This is a genomic window from Providencia sp. PROV210, from assembly GCF_028479445.1.
Classification (GTDB): domain Bacteria; phylum Pseudomonadota; class Gammaproteobacteria; order Enterobacterales; family Enterobacteriaceae; genus Providencia; species Providencia rustigianii.
Genome location: NZ_JAMPNQ010000014.1, coordinates 80155 through 97043 on the forward strand (window position 1 = coordinate 80155; position 16889 = coordinate 97043).

The 16889-nt window shown below is 42.2% G+C and carries 18 protein-coding genes; 5 read left to right on the forward strand and 13 right to left on the reverse strand.

The features are described from left to right. Positions 1 to 4: 4 nt before the first annotated feature. The 3 genes from PR761_RS10815 to ubiU form a co-directional block, all read right to left on the reverse strand. Positions 5 to 403: a PAAR domain-containing protein gene (locus PR761_RS10815; protein ID WP_039854846.1), complete on the reverse strand. Its 399-nt coding sequence runs from the start codon at positions 401 to 403 to the stop codon at positions 5 to 7. A gap of 261 nt (positions 404 to 664) precedes the next feature. Further along, complete coding sequence (locus tag PR761_RS10820) at positions 665 to 1540, reverse strand: U32 family peptidase (protein ID WP_006814486.1); 876 nt, start codon at positions 1538 to 1540, stop codon at positions 665 to 667. Positions 1541 to 1556: 16 nt separating this feature from the next. Continuing rightward, positions 1557 to 2552: a ubiquinone anaerobic biosynthesis protein UbiU gene (gene ubiU / locus PR761_RS10825; protein ID WP_006814485.1), complete on the reverse strand. Its 996-nt coding sequence runs from the start codon at positions 2550 to 2552 to the stop codon at positions 1557 to 1559. Between the two features lie 379 nt (positions 2553 to 2931). Here ubiU and ubiT point away from each other — a divergent pair, with 379 nt between their 5' ends. Together ubiT and PR761_RS10835 are read left to right on the forward strand one after the other, a co-directional pair. Continuing rightward, a complete protein-coding gene (gene ubiT, locus PR761_RS10830; protein ID WP_006814484.1) occupies positions 2932 to 3456 on the forward strand; it encodes a ubiquinone anaerobic biosynthesis accessory factor UbiT in 525 nt (174 codons plus the stop codon). Then, positions 3450 to 3953: a GNAT family N-acetyltransferase gene (locus tag PR761_RS10835; RefSeq protein ID WP_006814483.1), complete on the forward strand. Its 504-nt coding sequence runs from the start codon at positions 3450 to 3452 to the stop codon at positions 3951 to 3953. The genes ubiT and PR761_RS10835 overlap by 7 nt, the downstream gene beginning before the upstream one ends. On the opposite strand, the gene PR761_RS10840 is transcribed toward PR761_RS10835, so the two are convergent. Further along, positions 3926 to 4234 carry a GIY-YIG nuclease family protein gene (locus PR761_RS10840; protein WP_006814482.1) on the reverse strand — a complete coding sequence of 103 codons (309 nt, stop codon included), beginning with the start codon at positions 4232 to 4234 and terminating at the stop codon, positions 3926 to 3928. The two genes, PR761_RS10835 and PR761_RS10840, sit on opposite strands and share 28 nt — an antisense overlap. A gap of 297 nt (positions 4235 to 4531) precedes the next feature. On the opposite strand from PR761_RS10840, the gene PR761_RS10845 reads away from it, so the two are divergent. Both PR761_RS10845 and PR761_RS10850 read left to right on the forward strand, forming a co-directional pair. Then, positions 4532 to 4783: a DUF1471 domain-containing protein gene (locus PR761_RS10845; RefSeq protein WP_039854843.1), complete on the forward strand. Its 252-nt coding sequence runs from the start codon at positions 4532 to 4534 to the stop codon at positions 4781 to 4783. A 311-nt stretch (positions 4784 to 5094) separates the two neighbouring features. Continuing rightward, complete coding sequence (locus tag PR761_RS10850; RefSeq protein ID WP_154610768.1) at positions 5095 to 5532, forward strand: YhbP family protein; 438 nt, start codon at positions 5095 to 5097, stop codon at positions 5530 to 5532. On the opposite strand, the gene nrdG is transcribed toward PR761_RS10850, so the two are convergent. The 8 genes from nrdG to argF form a co-directional block, all read right to left on the reverse strand. Then, positions 5529 to 5993 carry an anaerobic ribonucleoside-triphosphate reductase-activating protein gene (nrdG, locus tag PR761_RS10855; RefSeq protein ID WP_006814478.1) on the reverse strand — a complete coding sequence of 155 codons (465 nt, stop codon included), beginning with the start codon at positions 5991 to 5993 and terminating at the stop codon, positions 5529 to 5531. The two genes, PR761_RS10850 and nrdG, sit on opposite strands and share 4 nt — an antisense overlap. A gap of 4 nt (positions 5994 to 5997) precedes the next feature. Next, positions 5998 to 8136, reverse strand: coding sequence for an anaerobic ribonucleoside-triphosphate reductase (gene nrdD, locus PR761_RS10860; protein ID WP_272519356.1), 2139 nt, complete (start codon positions 8134 to 8136; stop codon positions 5998 to 6000). Between the two features lie 327 nt (positions 8137 to 8463). Further along, positions 8464 to 8850 carry a 2-iminobutanoate/2-iminopropanoate deaminase gene (gene ridA / locus PR761_RS10865; protein ID WP_006814476.1) on the reverse strand — a complete coding sequence of 129 codons (387 nt, stop codon included), beginning with the start codon at positions 8848 to 8850 and terminating at the stop codon, positions 8464 to 8466. 94 nt (positions 8851 to 8944) lie between these two features. Further along, positions 8945 to 9409: an aspartate carbamoyltransferase regulatory subunit gene (gene pyrI / locus PR761_RS10870; protein ID WP_006814475.1), complete on the reverse strand. Its 465-nt coding sequence runs from the start codon at positions 9407 to 9409 to the stop codon at positions 8945 to 8947. Positions 9410 to 9419: 10 nt separating this feature from the next. Beyond that, the gene (pyrB, locus tag PR761_RS10875) at positions 9420 to 10355 is read right to left on the reverse strand and encodes an aspartate carbamoyltransferase (RefSeq protein ID WP_006814474.1); all 936 of its coding nucleotides are present in this window, start codon (positions 10353 to 10355) and stop codon (positions 9420 to 9422) included. 251 nt (positions 10356 to 10606) lie between these two features. Continuing rightward, positions 10607 to 11635, reverse strand: coding sequence for a DUF6708 domain-containing protein (locus tag PR761_RS10880; protein WP_154610770.1), 1029 nt, complete (start codon positions 11633 to 11635; stop codon positions 10607 to 10609). Beyond that, positions 11635 to 14259 carry a T6SS effector BTH_I2691 family protein gene (locus PR761_RS10885; protein ID WP_154610771.1) on the reverse strand — a complete coding sequence of 875 codons (2625 nt, stop codon included), beginning with the start codon at positions 14257 to 14259 and terminating at the stop codon, positions 11635 to 11637. Before PR761_RS10885 ends, PR761_RS10880 begins: the two co-directional genes overlap by 1 nt. A gap of 295 nt (positions 14260 to 14554) precedes the next feature. Continuing rightward, positions 14555 to 15580: an ornithine carbamoyltransferase gene (argF, locus tag PR761_RS10890; RefSeq protein WP_154610772.1), complete on the reverse strand. Its 1026-nt coding sequence runs from the start codon at positions 15578 to 15580 to the stop codon at positions 14555 to 14557. Positions 15581 to 15743: 163 nt separating this feature from the next. On the opposite strand from argF, the gene rraB reads away from it, so the two are divergent. Then, on the forward strand, positions 15744 to 16178 hold the full coding sequence (rraB, locus tag PR761_RS10895) for a ribonuclease E inhibitor RraB (protein WP_039854835.1): 435 nt from the start codon (positions 15744 to 15746) through the stop codon (positions 16176 to 16178). Between the two features lie 62 nt (positions 16179 to 16240). On the opposite strand, the gene PR761_RS10900 is transcribed toward rraB, so the two are convergent. Further along, positions 16241 to 16744, reverse strand: a complete 504-nt coding sequence (locus PR761_RS10900) for a GNAT family N-acetyltransferase (protein WP_006814467.1) — start codon at positions 16742 to 16744, stop codon at positions 16241 to 16243. Positions 16745 to 16889: the final 145 nt, after the last annotated feature.

Sequence of the window (16889 nt, forward strand, 5' to 3'; positions counted from 1 at the left end):
AGCATTATCCTTCTCTCACGACTAACATTTGCCCAGACTCAGCCGCTTTCATTAAGCAACTAATACAAATTTTATTGGTGATAGCCGGAGGGGAAATTGATGTAGATTCCATGCTAGCTGAGCGGCTTTCATCGCTATAGCAATCTTGAATTGAATGAATAAACCTGGCATGACAAGGGCATGAACTTATACTTTCGAGTGTGCCCGCTACTTTTCGTCCGTCATCCCAAACGCTGTTACAGCCCCCAATAATATAAAATCGTCCAGAGTGCTCGCCGCAACTGACCATATCGCCTTCACGAGCACCAGCAACACCATACCATTGCATGGTATTGTCTCCCGTTAATATTTGTCCTCCGCAGGTTGTTTTATCACCCACTCGTAAAAAATATCCAACAGCCATTATTTTTCTCCCATCCATGAGTAAACTTCGTCACCATTCTTTTACACTTAAGTTAAATTTACAATTAAAAATTTATATTTAACTTAATTAATAGGACTAATCACAAATAATTACGTAAAACTAGGTTAGTTAAATATTGGGAGAGCGTTGCGAGGTGAATAAAATCGTGGTTTTTAGATAAGGTGATGTAGTGACCAATATAGGGAGCTATATTGAAAATTTAACGATAAAGGCTCTATTCAGAACCTTTATTGATAATCCTTAATTTTCCAGCGTCAATCCCGCAATATTACGCCAGTAGCCATTACAGCTTTGGTCGGGGATATGCAGGGGAGCTTGTCCTAGCTCATTGGCTTTAAATTGGGAAATCACATCGAGGGAGTCGAGGCTTTCTGGGGAAATACGCACGATATCCACTAAGTCTTGCATTGAAGACAAATCATTCCCTAGGTTATAGCAGTAGCCACTCAGCGTTTGAATACCATTCAGCGTGAAGACTTGCTGATGTTCTTGAGAAAGCACTTTGCGCCCTTGAGGATAATTAATGCAGCAGGTTTCACACTCATCTTTTTGGCGGTTTTCAGAACGGGCGGTAAAACAGCGCGCGGAATAAGCAAGTGGCAGATGACCGTAACTGAACACTTCCACTTCAAATTTCTCACGGATACCGAGTTCATCACACTGATTCAACAGATTGGCCAGCCAATCACGGGATAACTCAACGGGCATACACCAGCGGATCATACCTTGGCGCAACAAAATATTCAGGGATGGTGCGTTATAGCAGTTTAGCCCGTGTCCTGCCACAAAGGGGAGCTTACGCTCAACTAACATATTGATTACCCCAAAATCGTGGGCTTCAATTAAAAAATCCCCGTTGTCGACTAATTTACTGATCTCTTTCAGTTCAGAGGGCGCTTGTAAAAGTGCCAGCGTGCTGAGAACGATCTGTTTTCCACTTCCGGCTAATTGGCGAGCTGCATCAATCCAATCGTTGGGCTTCATTTCTCGGCGCTTACTGCACACGGTTTCTCCGAGATAGATTATATCGGCTTGGCTGCTAGCGGCACGTTGATAAAAATCTTGTAAGCTCTCCGTGTCCCAGTAATAGAGCACGGAGCCTAATGCATATTTCATAATAGTTAACCTTAAATTACTGCCACTTGCGATGATATGCGCCGAGGGTGGTCTGGCTGCCTTCGGATAAATCGCCAAGTGCTTTTAGCCATCGAGGGTCGGTCACAAAGCCTTCTGGATTTGCCTTATAACGGTTAATAGCTTGTCGCCAAATTTTGGTCACTTGAGTGACATAGGCAGGGCTACGTTGGCGACCTTCAATTTTTACTGAGGCAATATTCGCACTCATTAACTCCGGCAGTAATTCAATTGTATTGAGGCTGGTGGGCTCTTCAAGGACATGGTATTTCTGTTCATCCACCAAATAGCGCCCTTTACATAATGTCGGATATCCTGCATTTTCATTCTTTTTATAGGTATCAATTAGGACATCATTCAGGCGGGATTCCATACCATTTTCAGTGTGTTGCCAACGTACAAAACGAGCTGGAGAACAAGCGCCTACGGTATTTGGTGACTCTCCCGTTAAGTACGATGACAGATAACATCGTCCTTCAGCCATAATGCATAAGCTACCAAAAGCGAAGACCTCCAATGGAACAGGGCTGGTTTTCGCGAGCTGTTTAACTTGATGAATTGACAATACACGGGGCAAAACCACGCGATGTACTTGAAAGTTACGTTCATAAAAACGAATAGCTTCGGTATTGGTGGCAGAAGCTTGCACAGAAACATGCCTTTCAATGTGAGGGTATTTATTGGCGGCATACTCTAACATCGCAATATCGGCAAGGATCAGTGCATCAGCCCCTAAATCTGCCGCTAGATCGACGGAATTTTGCCAACGTTGAAAACCATTTGGATGCGCAAATGTATTAATTGCAATATGCAATTTGCGTTTACGCTGATGGATATACCGCTCAGCTTCATGCAGATTTTTTTCCGTGAAATTCAATCCTGCAAAATGACGTGCGTTAGTGTCATTTTTGAGACCGATATACACCGCATCGGCGCCGTTATCCACCGCAGCCTTTAACGCAGGTAAATTCCCCGCAGGGCAGAGTAATTCCATTAACGTTATCTCTGTATAAAATTTAACAGTTGGTCATTCTAGACAACGTCGTTAGGGGGTGTTTTGATTTAGCGCAGAGTAAGCAGGTTTTGGGGGACGCGAGATGACTATTTCGTGACTATTATTAAAGTGTGACAATTATTGGAAATAAAGATTAGCGTGTTGGATAAAAATTGATATAGGATCAGTCCAATCGAACTATTTTTTGGCAATATACGTCCATATATTCAATAATCGAGATATATCTCTGTATATCTTTGGATCGATACATCAATACTACCCATCGTAATTCAAATAATGGGTATGAAACTTGCCCCGAGCCGCTACTTAACGGGTAGCTACGCGAAACGGACAGATAATTGATACGGGAGTCAGTACTGTGTTTGGTAAAATTCGTTCTCAGCTTATCACTCAAGGCCCTTCATTACTGAAGTTTCCTTTGAAAGTGACCCCATTTGTCGTACAGCGTCAAGTACTCGAACAGCTATTAAGCTGGCAGTTTCGTGAATCAGTCAAAGAGGGTGAACTCGACTTTCTAGAATCAAAATGGTTAAAAGTTGAAATCAACGATCTTGAGCTCGTTTGGTTTATCAGCTTACAAGAAGGTCAGCTGGTGGTACAAAAACATGCTGAGCCGGATGTGAGCGTCAGCGCTAATGCGAATGATTTAATTTTGATTGCGGCCCGCAAAGAAGACCCAGATACGTTGTTCTTCCAACGTCGGTTAGTGATCGAAGGGGACACTGAATTAGGTCTCTATGTGAAAAACCTAATGGATGCGTTTGAATTAGAAAATATGCCAGCGCCTCTTCGTTTTGCCTTGATGCAATTGGCTGAGGTAATTAAAAACGTCCAAGACAATGAGGACGCAGAACACAAAACGTCTGCGTTAACATCATGCTAATACGCGTTGAAATTCCAGTCGATGCCATGGGGATCGACCGACTATTACGTGAAACTTTCCCGACTGAAGGGGAAGCGGATTTAGTGCAGCATCTACGTGAAGATGGTTTATTAACGCTGGGTGTTGTCGCCACTAACGATGACGGCGAAGTGATCGGCTATGTTGGGTTTACGCCGGTGGATGTTAACGGTGAAGATGTCCAATGGGTGGGTCTAGCGCCATTAGCAGTTAAAAAAGAGTACCAAAGCCAAGGTATTGCCGAAAAATTAGTTTATGAAGGTTTAGATAGCCTGAATGAATTTGGTTATGGCGCTGTTGTTGTATTAGGTGATGAAGGCTATTACAGCCGTTTTGGTTTTGAACCTGCTACAAATCATGGTTTAAGTTGCCAGTGGCCGACGTTACAAAAGCATTTTTTAGTCTGTGGATTAGAAAATGGCGCGATCAACGAGCATAAAGGTGAAGTGGCTTATTCATCGCATTTTGATAACGTATAAGTTTCTAAGTACTTAAATAGTTCACTAGGCTGGTCAATGACCAGCCTTTCTTTTGCCTTTTTATTCAGCTGTTTAACTCGATACTCTAGCTTGGATGCTTCTGAGCGAGTTCCTATCAAACAGTGAAAAACTAACTCCAAAGGTCCTTTTCCTTTCAATGATTTTGCACCTTTCCCCTGTTCATGCTCTAAAAATCGGCGTTGAACATCCGTAGAAATTCCGCAATACAATGCATTATTGCTTTGTCGAATCAAATAAAGATACCAATTGTGCTGTTCCATCGTTTTTTCTTAGGGATAAATTTGTCTTTCTGTGCTGATTTGTAAGGAAAAATATTTTATAGCAACGAATATTCTCGTGGATAAGAAAGTTTATAACACATTAAATTATAAATAAAAATTGATATAAAACAGTCACAAATTTGTAACCTCAACCTATCTTATTGTTCAAATAAATTGAATGACTATAGCAAAATTAGCTAATTTTCATCTGAGATTAAAGCGCATAGTATGACCCACATCACAGGGAAACATGAAAAACCCCTGTTAATGTTTAAACATACAATGAGGAAGTTAACCATGAATAAATCAACATTATTTGCTGCTGTTTTAGCTTTAAGTGCCGTTTCATTTGGAACAATGGCTGCTGAAGAAGTTAAACAAGCTGATGGTCAAGCTGCGGGTTATGTGACTGTAAATGGTGCTGCTGGTGTGAGTGACTTGACTGCACAATTAGCCAAAAAAGCTGATGAAGCTGGCGCGAAATCTTTCCGCGTAATCGCCGCGAGTGGTGAGAATGAGATGCAAGGTACAGCAGCCATCTATAAATAATTTTACTCGTCATACTTCGAGCCGCAGCGTTGTTGGCTGCGTTCACTCCCACTAGTCACATACTAGTGTATGCTCCTAGTGACTCGTTCGCTTGCCGCCTAGCTGCAACTCGAATTATTTAGAGTAAAAATTCACAATGATTAGAGTAAAAGCCTTGAATTTATGAGATTAAAAATCTAATTATTCAGGGAAATGCTAGAAAGATTTAGCGTATAGTAGTGCGAACTAAGTACAGATAACGTTCAGAACCGCTTAAGCACGCTCAGCCATCTTAATGAGCGTGTTCTGAACGGTCTAACAGGACATTCGCGATGACACCAGAAAATACGCTACAACATATCCGGCGCTATATTGCTCGCCAACACGTTTTTTCCCTTTTTACCTCCCATCAAAACGATATGTGGTCTGCCAGCTGTTACTATGCTTTTGATCGCCCAAATATGCGTTTGATCTTGATGACCTCCCCAGACTCTCAACATGGTCAGCTAATGCTGGCAAATCCTCACGTTGCAGGGACTATCACTGCGCAAACTAAGCAAGTCAGTAAGATTCAAGGTATTCAATTTATCGGTGAAATTAGTCAGCTTGAAGGGAGCGAAGATTCTGCGATGAGGGCGTTTTATTGCCAACGTTTTCCTGTGGCATTAGAAGCGAAGCTGCCAATGTGGCAGCTCCAGTTACAGACAATCAAAATGGTGGATAACACATTAGGTTTTGGTACCAAATTACATTGGTCTCGGGAAGCCTAGCGCAGTTTGTGGATCACCTGATTCGAACTCCCACGCCATAACAGCGCAGGGTCATACAGGTCTTGCTCAAATTTTCCATCAATCAGGGTATTAATCAAACTGACCACTTTTTGTTGTTCCAGAGAAAGTTCATTGAAGGTATAGCCAGTCCACAGCCAGATATCCTTATCTGGGCAGACCGCTTTCACTCGCTTCACTAACTTTAATATCGCTGGCAGATTCGCGGGATGGAGTGGGTCACCGCCAGAGAGCGAAAGCCCTTGGCGACGAATACGCGTATCCTGCAAATCTTGGATAATTTTATCTTCCATCTCTTGGGTAAACGGAACCCCTGAATCCACTCGCCACGTACTTTGGTTATAGCATCCGCGGCATTGGTGGACACAGCCCGCAACAAACAGTGTGCAGCGAGTACCGGGTCCATTCACCACATCTACAGGATAATATTGATGATAATTCATAGTATTAGCCTAGTTGACCATTACCCAAGTGTTTGACTCGTCGCTTCACTTCCTCTTGCTTTCCGGCATTAAACGGTCGAGCATCTGGGCTACCTAAATAGCCACAAACCCGGCGGATCACTGAAACGCGGTTGGTATCGTGATTACCACAAGCTGGGCAAGTAAAGCCTTTACTGGTACAGGAAAATTCCCCTGAAAATCCACAGTCATAACACTCATCAATCGGAGTATTTGTGCCATAATAGGGCACATGTTGATAGCTATAATCCCAAACATCTTCGAGCGCTTTGATATTATGCTGTAAGTTTGGATACTCTCCATAGCAGATAAAGCCACCGCTAGCGATAGCGGGGTATGGCTGCTCAAAATCAATTTTATCGTAAGGATTGACCTGTTTTTCCACATCTAAATGGAAGCTATTGGTGTAATAACCTTTATCGGTTACCCCGTCGATAACACCGAATTCCGCAGTATCTAAACGACAAAAACGGTCACAGAGATTTTCACTTGGCGTACTGTAGAGGCTGAAACCGTAACCGGTTTGTGCTTTCCAGTCATCGGTGGCTTGGCGCAGACGATTCACAATGGCGACGGCTTTTTCGCGTAGCTGTTCATTATCATAAACATGAGTTTCTGTGCCAAACAGAGCATTAATGGTTTCATGTAACCCAATGTAACCTAAAGAGATTGAAGCTCGGCCATTTTTGAAAATCTCCGCCACACTGTCATCTGCTTTTAAGCGAACGCCACAGGCGCCTTCCATATACAGAATTGGGGCAACGCGTGCTTTAACGTTTTCTAAGCGGGCAATTCGCGTCATTAAGGCTTTTTTCGCGATAGCTAAACGTTCATCGAGTAGTGCCCAGAATGCGTCTTCATTACCTTGAGCTTCAATGGCAATACGCGGCAAGTTCAGGCTGATAACCCCAAGGTTGTTACGACCATCATGGATCTGTTTGCCATCTTCTTCATAAACGCCCAAGAAACTGCGGCAGCCCATTGGAGTTTTAAATGAACCGGTGACATCAACCACACGATCATAGTTAAGGATATCAGGATACATGCGTTTGCTGGCGCACTCTAAAGCTAACTGTTTGATATCGTAATTAGGATTTGTAGGCTTATGATTTAATCCATCTTTGATAGCGAAAACCAGTTTAGGGAAAACGGCAGTTTTGCGATTTTTACCCAAGCCTGCAATACGATTTTTTAAAATGGATTCTTGGATCATACGCGCTTCTTTCGAGGTACCTAGACCGAATCCAAAGGTGACAAATGGGGTTTGCCCATTGGCGGTATGCAGCGTATTGACCTCATACTCTAGGGATTGGAATGCATCGTAGCACTCTTTTTCCGTGCGATTTTTCGCATAAGCTTCAGCATCAGAAATTCCCCACTCTTTAGCGACTTTTAGGTGTTTTTCATAGCTGATAGCAACATAAGGTGCTAAAATTTCATCAATACGGTTGATGGTGGTACCGCCATAAATATGGCTCGCCACTTGTGCGATAATTTGTGCGGTGACAGCCGTTGCGGTAGAAATTGATTTTGGACGTTCAATTTCTGCATTTCCCATTTTAAAGCCATTGGTTAACATGCCATCAAGATCAATCAGCATACAGTTAAACATTGGGAAAAATGGCGCATAGTCGAGATCATGATAGTGAATTTCACCACGTTCATGGGCAAGTACCACATCACGCGGCAAAATATGCTGTTTAGCATAATGCTTGGCAACGATCCCTGCGAGTAAGTCACGCTGAGTTGGGATCACTTTGCTGTCTTTATTGGCATTTTCATTGAGTAGGGATAGATTACTTTGCTCAATGAGACCACGGATATCATGGGTGAGCTTACTGCGTTTTTCACGCTCACTGTCTCTATCATGGCGGTATTCAATGTAAGCCCGAGCGAGATCTTTATACGGACCTGACATTAGCTGATCTTCGACAGCATCTTGAATTTCGGCGATATCGACGGTTTCACGACAACAAAGTTGCTCGGCGACGGTCGTGGCAACGTGATGACAATAATCATCATCTTTAACATCTACAGCTGCCGCAGCGCGTCGTACAGCTTCTTGAATGCGCGGGAGATCAAAGTTGACCTGGCAACCATCTCTTTTTATAACCACCGTTTTCACTGTCTTACTCCTTGTTAAATCCCTCACAGGACCGAGGATAATATCCATTATCGTTATTCAGTATGGGGCAAACCTGTGAAGGAAATGTGAATTTTTACTATATATAGTGCCTAACGATGTAATTAAAGCACAATATGTAGGATATTGCCTTTTTTTAGCTGACGATAGTTTGATTTAAAACAAGGAAAAAAATAATTTGTATGAATTTCAAATGGGCAGAGAAGAAAGAAAAAATAGGCGGAGAAAATGAGAGAAAATAAAAAAACTCCCCTTTGATCTGATAGGCATCAGAGGGGAGTTATTTAAGAGATGATAAAAAGGCGATAACTATTTACGTACCGCAATAGCTTCGATTTCAATTTTTACATCTTTTGGTAGGCGAGCGACTTCAACACAAGAACGCGCTGGGAATGGTGCATTGTGTTGCTTGAAGAACTCTTCATAAGTTGCGTTGACGGTAGCGAAGTCATTTAAATCTTTCACAAAAACGGTCGTTTTTACGATATTAGCAACGCCCAGACCTGCTTTTTCTAAAATCGCTTTTACGTTTGCCAGTGACTGACGAGTCTGTGCCGCGATATCTTCTGGCACATTCCCAGTTTTTGGATCAACAGGAATTTGACCAGAGGTCATCACCATGCTGCCTAAATCGACGCCTTGAACATAAGGACCAATAGCTGCTGGTGCATTTTCGGTGTTGATTTCGTATGACATAATTTCTCCGTTTATCACGTAAAAAAGGTGGATTAGACGCTATTATAGACTCGGAACGACATCCATATAAAGACGCAGTCTACGCTTAAATAGTCTACTGATTATTGATCACGGCGTCTCTATCGAACTCTTTCTCACAGAATTTACAGGCTAATGCCACATTATTTTCACGTTTTTTTATACGAAAGCTGCTGGCAACGGGCTCATTATGACTGATGCAGTTGCTGTTTGGGCACACCAGCACATTATCAATTTGTTCAGGCAGTTTGAGGTCTAATTTTTCCACCACTTGATAATTTTCAATACGATTAACGGTTGCTTCTGGGGCATACATCGCTAGCTGGTTAGCTTGTTCAGGGGTTAAAAAGGTATTTTCAATTTTGATAATGTCTTTCTTGCCCATGTTGCTAGATGGCAGGTTTAACCCAATAGTAATGCGCTCATCGGTTTTTGTTAGTTTAAAGAGTTTCAGCAGTTTGAATCCAACCTGAGCAGGGATATGGTCGATGACAGTGCCGCAACGAATGGCTTCAACTTGTAGTTTATGATCGTGTGTCATGGTGTTCTCCTCAGATTGCTAATTCTTTATTTAAGACCAGAGACAGCAGCGCTTGGCGCGCGTAAATCCCGTTACCTGCTTGCTGGAAATAGTAAGCGTATGGCGTGCTATCCACATCAACAGTGATTTCATCGATGCGTGGCAGCGGGTGCAGAACCTTTAAGTTATCTTTCGCACTGTGTAAATCTTGGGCGCGTAAAATAAATTGGGCTTTGACGTTGGCGTACTCGGATGGGTCAAGGCGCTCTTTTTGGACGCGAGTCATATATAGGATGTCAACTTCAGGAATGACGTCATCAACATTGCTATGGGTACTGTATGTCACGCCTTTTTCTTCCAGGATATTCAGGATATGCGCCGGCATCGACAGAACTTCAGGCGAGATAAAGTAGAAGTGATTTCCTTCAAACTTGGACAATGCTTGAGTCAGCGAGTGAACAGTTCTGCCATATTTCAGGTCTCCGACCATGGCAATTTTCAGATTTTCTAAGCGGCCTTGGGTTTCTTGGATGGTGAAAAGATCGAGTAGAGTTTGCGTTGGATGCTGATTCGAGCCATCGCCAGCATTGATAATCGGTACTGAACCTGAGAACTGGCTGGCTAAACGAGCGGCGCCTTCTTGTGGGTGGCGCATCACAATCGCATCCACATATTGGCTGATAACCGAAATGGTATCTGCGAGGGTTTCCCCTTTTTTGCCCAGCGAGGTATTGGCACTATCCGAAAAACCCACCACCGAAGCGCCTAAACGATGAATGGCGGTTTCGAAAGAGAGGCGCGTACGGGTTGATGCCTCAAAGAAACAGCTGGCGATAACTTTATGTTTGAGAAACTCAGGCTGTGGCTGCTTTTTTAATGAAGCAGCGACGTTAAGGACTAACTCAAGATCGGTGCGGTCTAAATCGTTAATTGAGATTATGTCGCGGTGATATAAAGGATTCGGCATCGTGGTTCTCCTGTGTCAGCAAGACTTGCTAGTTGGTAGGCCAAAAAAAAGCCCCTCAATGAGGGGCTTTCTTAGGAATAGGGAGGGAAAAAACAGGCTGTCCAGACCACCAGAAGGCAGTGCAGTGGAGGTATTCTCTGTCAAAAATAGAGCAGCAGTGTTCATGGTTTCTCCCGGCAAATTGTGGCGCATTATACGCGTGTTACGCTATGACGCAAGCGTTTGCTATAAGGAAAATGAAAATTTTTGATTTAGTCTATTTTATGCTTTTCTAATTTAAGCTTAATACGCTGGTTCGCCGATTGTTGTTTATCATAGCGGGCTTGATAAACCTCTAAAGGGTCATTGGCGAAGATATAGCGCCATAAATGTGGCGGATTAATTCTAGCATCCACCTGTATGGGGTCATTTGGGCTAACAATGCAATCATCTAGCACCTCTTGTGACCATTGAGGAATTTTACTGGTTTGCATGGCAATAAATCGAGCAAGGCTTTCCATAAAATAGATAGGCAACATAAAAAGGAAAAATATCCACGATAAGCGGGATTCCATTTTTATGATGTACTGTAAGCCAAAAATATAGCTCTCTTTTTTATCCGCAATAGGCGGGCATAGGGTCACCGTATCCGCGAGCTCTTCAAGACAATTCTCTTCCATATAACAGCGAATAAACTCCCAATAGTGGTCTAAGACTAATTTAGGGCCTGAATATCCAAAGCCAAACGTATTCAGTATGGTTTCACCATCCTTATCGAGTATATGCCCCACTAAATTGACATTATTTCGCCACTCATAGGTGGTGAAATAGATATCTTTCCATGGAAGGGTGAGAATTTGATTGTTGGTTTGATAGACATGAACCAACTGTTTCTGACGGTTAAAGCGCACGGGATAATGGGTTTTACGAAACCATTCAAATAAAATAAATTTGCCTAATATAAAGAGAAATGAAATACACAGAATACTGAGAAAAAACAATGATATTAGTGAACCATCTCGGCTAATTGTCCCTATAATCATTGCAATCAAAAAAGTCATAAATATTATGAAAAAGGCCATCAACAAGGATGATAATTGCCCTATTTTTTCGTAATCATTATCCACTACTTCCAAATAGGTTGAATTCATGATGATGACAGTGTCGAAATTCAGTACAGCAGCTTCGCCGCCGTGTTTTTTAACTCGCCCTTGGCGATAATGATGTTGTTTCTCCCGTCGATTTAACGGGCGGTTAACGGTAAAGGGGCTTAATAAGCCCACACGGTGTTTCTTTGCCATTACGCATCATCCTCGGTATAGCCAATAATCTTACTCAGTTCGCTCATTTCCATCTGACGGTCCATCCAGATAACAGGTATTTTCCCCTGAATTTGTTCATTCTCGGGAATTATTCGCCACAAACTGGCTGATAACCACTCTTGGATTTCATCTTTCTTATAAGCATTCAGAAAAATCGCAGAACCAAATACCAAAGTAATCGCAATCAGTAAGCCAATTGGACCTAAAAATGCTAATATTACAGGAGATAAGGATGCCCCAAATAAAGCCGCACCACCAGCTGCTGATAATGTATAAGCCCATCCCAGCGTAGAATTTTCTTTTTCAAACTCATCATAAGCATGATACGCATCCCATCCCACTTGCACAGCACCAAACCAAGCGCCAAAGCGTATCCCACGCTCTATAAAATTGGTTACTTGAACTAAGCGAACACGACCATAATTAAACCGTATCCGAGCACTGATTCGTAATGTTCGAAATTTAAAAATAACTCGTTCAGCCGCATCTAACAGCGCGCCTCCAGCTGAAATAATATTCGCAATAAATTTAGTCACCGCCTCAGTATTGTTCACTTGCCCTTTCATCGCATCTTGCGTGGTTGTCCATAACACGTGAACTTGTAGCGTCACAGAAAACATGCATCCCGCAAAAGGAAGTGATTGAGCCGTATCATTAGCTAATTTATTGATTGTTTTTCCTTTTGCTAGCGCTAACTTTGTTCGCCATTCTTTGGGAAATGCAATATTTTTGACGTTTTCTGCGGAGCGAAATGCCTTGACCGCAACCTGAGGGCGCTCAAGAGACGGTGTACTTTTTGATAGCTCGGCTTCTTTAATATCAATGGCTGCGAAAAAACGACCTTCTTGTTTTCCTTCAAATTGTAATCCGGTGATTCGTTCGCGGCGCTCTTCAATTTCTAAATAATGCCGGAGGCGTGAATGAGAGGCTTTATTATCTAAGTCAGTCATGGATGCCATTTGTTCTACTGCATTTGTGAGGAAATGCTTGCGCTCACCAATATAATTGATAGGAACGAGTTTTTTGCCATTCATTGCCGATATTGCAATTAATATTGGCAGGGGAGCCTTATTTACTGCTTTATTCAAAACAGAAAGTAATTGGCTGCTTAATGCATTGAAGAATTTTTCTGAAACTAGTTGGATCTGGAATAGATAATGGTTACTGATATCTTTAAATCCATCCCAAACTTTATCCCATGGGAGGTCATCATAAGCACGCCCAGAAGATGCAGCATCATAAACGCACTTAATCCAACTCTGTTGGTTGAAAAGTGCCGCTCGTAAGAGCAAATTTTGTTCGGATATTTTTGAATCGATGAATTGCTCTTGAAAAGTACGTTTAACTGCTATTTTATCTTGCATTCCTTCAATGCAATCTAAAATAGATTGTGTAAATAACATTCCACTCTGGATATTTTGCTGATCAAAATTATGGTCGAAATAATCAAGTAAGCTTTGACCCGTAAAGTAAGTCAAATATAGGGTTACCATAGGGGTAAGGACAGCTTGGTCGTATGTTGATAGCGCTTTATTGTAATCTTCTAAAAAGGCAGCTTGTTTTTCTCTATCAATATATTTTTCATACTTAGCCCAATACTGTTCAACTTGGGTTTTTAGTGATTGGTTGACAACATTATGTATCGTATCTGCTTGAGTCGCTGCCAATGATGGCAACATTACGCCATTCTTAACGGCAAGTCCTTCTCTAGCTTCTTTTTCAAATCGAATGCCTTCACTGACTCTATCCCGCTCATATTGGCTACACATTGCATCTTTCATCATCGATAAAGAGGCTGAAAGTGCTAATCCACGTTCATATTTTGGATGTCTTTCGAAATTGTGCTCAAGGCGGTAATTCATTAGCGCCGCTAAATCTTGTACCACTGCGGGGGTATCATACAATGCGACAATAGCTCCTTTTCCTGCCATTAAATGGTTTGCGGCTTGCTTTAAGGATAATCCCTTTATCGCGTGCATGCTTTCCCATAGTGCAGGCGACCAGTCTTTAATCGCATTACTGTGTGCTTGATAGCTGTATTCCGCTACGGTGTCCTGAAGTAAATCAATGGATAACGATTGTTTTTCCTGTCCGTTCATTAGCCATTTATCTAAATCGAAACACTGCATATACCGTTCACGATAGGCTTTATCTTCATGTTTCTTGCGCACTGCTTCAGTCCATTCAACTTCAGACCAAGAGAACCAAAACAATCCATTTTTCATTGGTGGGGGAAATACGGGTAATGTCACTAATGAAGCTCGAGCTAATTCTAGTGGCTCAGTGATACAAGGCTTGATTGTCCCATTTTGTATCATTTCCGGTACTTCGCCATTTTCTGGTAAGGGATAATAAAATCCATTCTCGGTGACAAAATAGTTAATCCATGAATTTCCCCTTTCATCCCAAATATTGAGATACCCTGAGCGTAATAACCTTAATGTGTAAGCGGTTTCACCTTGAGCAAGAGCGGGTGTCTGAATATGCTTGGGCATAACAGGGAGAACATCTTGTTGCGACATAATGGCAGGTCGGACAGGTAAGATTGGTAATCCTCGACGCTGACAAAAACTGCATCCTTCGGATTTAGAGGGCTGATCCATGCGATTTCTACTCCATGAAATAATTAACTAATACTAAATTCATAAATTTTAGTTAAGCTAACATTTATTGAGTGTTGCCGCATGCTTTTTGTCAGCGTTATGCTGAATTATATGAAATTAACGATTTGATTCTCATATCCACTAAGAGAAAATTACTCCTATTTTATTTTTTATCATCCGACTGTAAATCTTGATTGGTTCTTGGTGCCTCGGGGCACTGTTTATTAAGAAAAATAGCATGATGGCGACGAGGACATGTCAGGACGAAGCCATCAGCAATATTTTCATCGTCTGTTTAAAAGCTACCCATCGGCAATTCAGGGGCTAATGTCGCCACCATTACGGCTTTTATCGTATGCAGGCGGTTTTCGGCTTGGTCAAAAACAATGCTATAAGAGGATTCAAAAACCTCTTCCGTCACTTCCAAACCGCCATATAAATTAAACTCTTTCGCTAACTGAGCGCCTAATGTGGTGTCTTCATTATGAAATGCCGGTAAGCAATGTAAGAATTTTACATCGGGATTACCCGTCAATTTGATGACATCCATATTCACTTGATAAGGTTTCAGTAATTCAATCCGTTGCGCCCAAACTTCTTTTGGCTCCCCCATCGACACCCACACATCGGTATAGATAAAGTCAGCATCTTTAACACCCTCAGCCACATCTTCCGTTAGCGTAATTTTTCCACCGATACTTTGTGCTAACTTTTGGCACTCTTCGACTAACTCCGCTTCAGGCCAACAGCTTTTAGGTGCCACTAAGCGTAAATCCATTCCCGTTAATGCGGCAGCTTCTAACATAGAATTGCCCATGTTATTGCGAGCATCCCCTAAATAGGCGAATTTGATTTGGGATAGCGGAGTATTCGGCTTGTGTTCTTTAATGGTGAGCAAGTCGGCTAATAACTGTGTGGGATGGAATTCGTTGGTTAATCCATTCCAGACAGGCACTCCCGCATGCTTGGCTAAAGTTTCTACGGTACTTTGCGCATATCCCCGATACTGCACGCCATCGTACATCCGTCCTAGCACTCTGGCGGTGTCTTTCATGGTTTCTTTGTGCCCAATCTGGCTACCAGAAGGACCGAGATAAGTAACTTTCGCACCTTGGTCGAATGCGCCAACTTCAAAAGCACAGCGTGTCCGTGTGGAATCTTTCTCAAAAATCAGTGCAAAATTCTTTCCAGCGAGCAAAGGTGGCTCAATGCCGGATTTTTTGGCGGTTTTCAACCAAGCGGAGAGTTTTAATAATGAATGAATTTCGTTAGAGCTGAAATCGAGTAGTCTTAAAAAATGCTTACCATGTAGGGGGTTCATGAATAATAGCCTTTTATGATTGAATTAATATTCAATTTATATTCATAAAAATTCAAAATCAACCCCTTTGGTAAAAGAAATTATTTCGTTAGGTATGGTTTCACTTGCAACCCTATGGGAGAATGGCACACAGATTAGAGACCGTGGAATAAGGGGTGTGGAGATGGTAGATAAAGCTGAAGTTGATGCGCAGTATGAAGAGACTCGCCTGATTATTGAAGAATTACTGGAAGATGGTAGTGATCCTGATGCACTGTATGCGATTGAACATCACTTCTCTGCAGAAAAATTTGAGCTGTTAGAAAAAGCAGCGGTTGAAGCATTTAAGCTGGGCTATGAAGTCACTGATGCAGAAGAGCTGGAAATTGAAACTGGTGAAACTCTGCTGTGTTGTGACGTTATCAGTGAAAGCGCATTAAATGCTGAGCTGATTGATGCACAAGTTGAACAGCTGATGAAGCTGGCTGAAAAAATGGGTGTGAACTACGATGGTTGGGGCACCTATTTTGAAGATCCAGATGCGCAAGACGATGAGTATGGTGATGATGAAGGCGATGACGAAGACGGAGATGATGAGTCTGAGAAACGCGTTCACTAATTGATGTGTATGCATCAAACGAAAAAAGGATAGCCAAGGCTATCCTTTTTGCTTTTTGGGAATTAAAGTATTTTCAGCATGCGTATTTCGCAATCGCTATGGCCCGTATTACCCAATGGCTCATCGATAAATTCAAAGCCTAATTTTTCATATAGCTTAATTGCCGCTTGTAGCTCTTTGGTGGTTTCTAGATAGCAGCGGGTATAGCCTTGCTGTTTAGCAAATTCCAGCGACATCAATACGATTTTTTTTGCCAGCCCTTTGCCGCGTAATACGGACGAAAGATACATTTTCTGGAGCTCAGCCGTTTGGTTATCGCCACCTGCAAGTTGTGAGATACCGCCGCCGCCAACGATTTTACCTTCCATTTCCACGACCCAATACGCGCTGCGGGGTTGGTTATAAACCTCAAACAACGTATCTAAAATCGGGTCGGCAACTGCGTAGCCTTTATCTGCGGTCAGACCGTGTTCGGCGGAAACTTCGCGGATCACCGCGGCAATTCCTGAATTATCTTTGGCTTCAATAGGGCGAACTTGAACAGGTGGTGTTGTGTTTGTTGTCATAGAGACATCTCTTTTTTATTTATATTCATTATGTTTCGTATCGCAATATTGTTAGCTGCAATGATTATGATATTGAGTACTGTTTGAAAGTTTTCAATGTCCGAATACAAAAAAGCCCTAACGCATCAATAATGCGCTAGGGCTC